The sequence below is a fragment of the Thermogutta sp. genome (assembly GCF_039793925.1).
Classification (GTDB): domain Bacteria; phylum Planctomycetota; class Planctomycetia; order Pirellulales; family Thermoguttaceae; genus Thermogutta.
Window position 1 is genome coordinate 1 of record NZ_JBAMME010000048.1, and the last position, 1630, is coordinate 1630.

General features: G+C 53.9%; 3 protein-coding genes. 1 reads left to right on the forward strand and 2 read right to left on the reverse strand.

Going from position 1 to position 1630, the window contains the following annotated elements:
- Positions 1 to 290 precede the first annotated feature (290 nt).
- Positions 291 to 938 carry a transposase gene (locus tag ABJK56_RS01580; RefSeq protein WP_347242912.1) on the forward strand — a complete coding sequence of 216 codons (648 nt, stop codon included), beginning with the start codon at positions 291 to 293 and terminating at the stop codon, positions 936 to 938.
- A gap of 100 nt (positions 939 to 1038) precedes the next feature.
- Here the strand turns inward: ABJK56_RS01580 and ABJK56_RS01585 are convergent, their stop codons facing one another.
- Together ABJK56_RS01585 and ABJK56_RS01590 are read right to left on the reverse strand one after the other, a co-directional pair.
- Positions 1039 to 1356: a hypothetical protein gene (locus ABJK56_RS01585; RefSeq protein ID WP_347242910.1), complete on the reverse strand. Its 318-nt coding sequence runs from the start codon at positions 1354 to 1356 to the stop codon at positions 1039 to 1041.
- A gap of 71 nt (positions 1357 to 1427) precedes the next feature.
- Positions 1428 to 1630: hypothetical protein (locus ABJK56_RS01590; protein ID WP_347242911.1), on the reverse strand; the 203-nt coding region annotated here is incomplete at its 5' end.

The following is a 1630-nucleotide window of genomic DNA, read 5'->3' on the forward strand; positions in this document are numbered from 1 at the left end:
CTACTATAACACCAAAATAGCCCGAGATGTAATGTGATTGGGTAGCGTAGTTCTTTAGTGTGTAAATTGGTTTGTGTCATAGCAGTGGGGCTGGTCCCCTGCGCTGGCAGGCAGCCAGCAAGATGCTGCAAAGGGTGCTTGATCTCTCGTATGGTGTTGTTGAAGAGACAAAACCAAGAGAGGAGCACCCATGAGTAGTATAACGCTAAAGGAAGTATTGGAGAAAGCAGCTTGTCGGATAGCCGATGAGGAGAACCTGGTATACGGTGAGCTGGACTCTGCGATGGCAAATGTCTCGAGGGTATTGCTTGAGGCCATCTGCGAGAGCGAGGAAGAGGACGGGAGTAAGGCTCCATGAGCGGGCCGAGACCAGACGCGACTACCGCAACGGCTATCGGTTTCGCAAGGTTCAGATGAGTTACCAGGTCCTTGAGATTCGCATCCCCAGACTTCGTGAGAGCGGGTATGTGCCGAGCTTTCTTGAGCCCAATCACCGCGCGATCCGCCAGGTAGAGGAGTGGACAGGGAAAGCATTTCTGTCTGGGCTATCCCGATGTGAGGTGATCCGTCTTCTGGAGTCCACCACTGGTTGCAGACCCTCAGATGATCTGTTGAGGCGTGTCCAGAATGAGTTGGATGCTCAGGTAAAGGCTTTCCGTGAGCGGCAGCTTACCAAGCGTTACGAGTATCTGTTTCTAGATGCGGCCTGGGCGAAGGACATAGTAGGACTAAATGCCACAGGTATTTGCATAATGACTGCTGTGGGAGTCACCTACTCAGGAGAGAAAGAGATCCTGGGCTTTGAGCGGACGGCTGCGGAGAATGAGTCAGGGTGGAGAGGATTCCTTTCTCGACTGGTGGAGCGTGGCCTGAGACCATCTGATCTTGCTCTTATCGTCTCCGATGAGCACAACCCATTTGTTGAATGCAGCCTCTGAAGTGTTTGGTGATGTCCCTCACCAGCTGTGCTGGGCACACCGGATGCGCAACGTCAGGAAAGCCGTAGCTGCTGCGGACCGTGGTGAAGTAGTTGCTGGCCTACAGAGGGTGTATGATGCGGATCACCTGAAGGGGGCGAAGGATGCTTTCCGTGTCTGGGAGCACCCATGAGGATAAGTATCCGTCGCCCCCTTCAGGGTGCGGGAGGACCTGGGGTATCTGCTGGCTTTCTATAATTGTCCGAGGGAGCACTGGGAGTATGTGAGGACCTCCAATCCGATAGAACGGGTATTTCGTGAGCTGAGGCGTCAGCAGTTCGGCTGCGGTGCTTTCGCCAACCGGGACGCCTGTAACCGAGCCGTCTTCAGGGTCTTTGCCTGGCTCAACGAGCTCTGGAAAGGCAAGAACATCTGGCAAGCGCCCTCCCGCAGGAGAAAGCACGCGACCATTCAACTGGAGAAGGCTGCCTAGGAGACCACCAGACAACATCATACGAGCAGAGCAGCACCAAACCTTTTTACACACTCCGGAAGGAGTAACCCGCCCGTCTGAATACGCTTGTCACTCTGACACAAGATGTGCCATAATATTTTTCGTGCCGCATTCGGCAATTGTTCCGCAAAATGAATGCCAACGTCAAACAGATCAGCAAAACTACAGATGTGGATGAGCGCGTGACCGCGCTCTCCAG

What these genes read in the sequence shown, in the direction of transcription:
- ABJK56_RS01580 (WP_347242912.1), top strand. Translation starts at nt 291, where the DNA reads ATGTCTCGAGGGTATTGCTTGAGGCCATCTGCGAGAGCGAGGAAGAGG.